1 protein-coding gene is annotated in these 773 nt (G+C 34.9%); it reads right to left on the reverse strand.

Translation table 11 applies throughout. The features are described from left to right. The coding region (locus HZC47_11445) for a hypothetical protein (protein MBI5681498.1) at positions 1 to 527 on the reverse strand (527 nt) is incomplete at its 3' end. Between the last annotated feature and the right edge of the window lie 246 nt (positions 528 to 773).

Raw genomic sequence — 773 nt, forward strand, 5'->3', positions numbered from 1 at the left:
ATATACTCTTCTCCTCTTTGAATGGCCTGAAGTAATTCGGGAAGTTTATAAAGCTGTGGTCTTTTGCCGTTCAGGTTTCTTATCCATCGGTCACTGCCGGCATAGTGATAAAAACAGCCTTTTACTTCCTCTCCTGTGTTTTTGTCTCTGTATCGGATTTTTAAAATCTCATACTCATTCTTTTCATTATTATAGAAGTAATGAGATGTTGAGTTTTTAATAAGCCAATCCAGAGAGCAGCTCTTTTTGTCCACTTCTGATGGAGAGTATGAAGAAGAAGTTTCTTTGTTCCAGTTTTTTTTGAACAAATCTTTTTCCTCAAGTTCTACTGCTTTTAAAATTTCTGGTGTCGCAGATTCCCCGCAGACATGGCAGAAGAGTAAAACTCTGTCCTCCTTTTCTGTTATAGTTAGAGACTGATTTTTGTCTCCGTGCTTGTGTGCCGGCAGTGGGCACGAACATTGATGACTGCCGTTACTTAGCCTTTTCTGGTTTTGAAATTTGTTAATAATAAAATCAAAATTCATAACCTTTTACTCCTTTCTTTTTTTTATCTAAAGGGGTTATACCATCTGGACCCCAGATTTGTTCATAATTTAATTTTTCATAGAGTTTTTCTAATAAATTCATAGTTCTTTTTTCCTTTTTCTCATAATATGCTTGAAGGATTTTGTTATAAGGTGTATAATTTACATAAATGAAATATTAACTACCCCCTACATTTTAAAGTTAAGGAGGTGGGTGATGGTAGTTAAACTAACCGATTGTCTGTG

The sequence above is a fragment of the Methanobacterium sp. genome (assembly GCA_016222945.1).
Taxonomy (GTDB): domain Archaea; phylum Methanobacteriota; class Methanobacteria; order Methanobacteriales; family Methanobacteriaceae; genus Methanobacterium_D.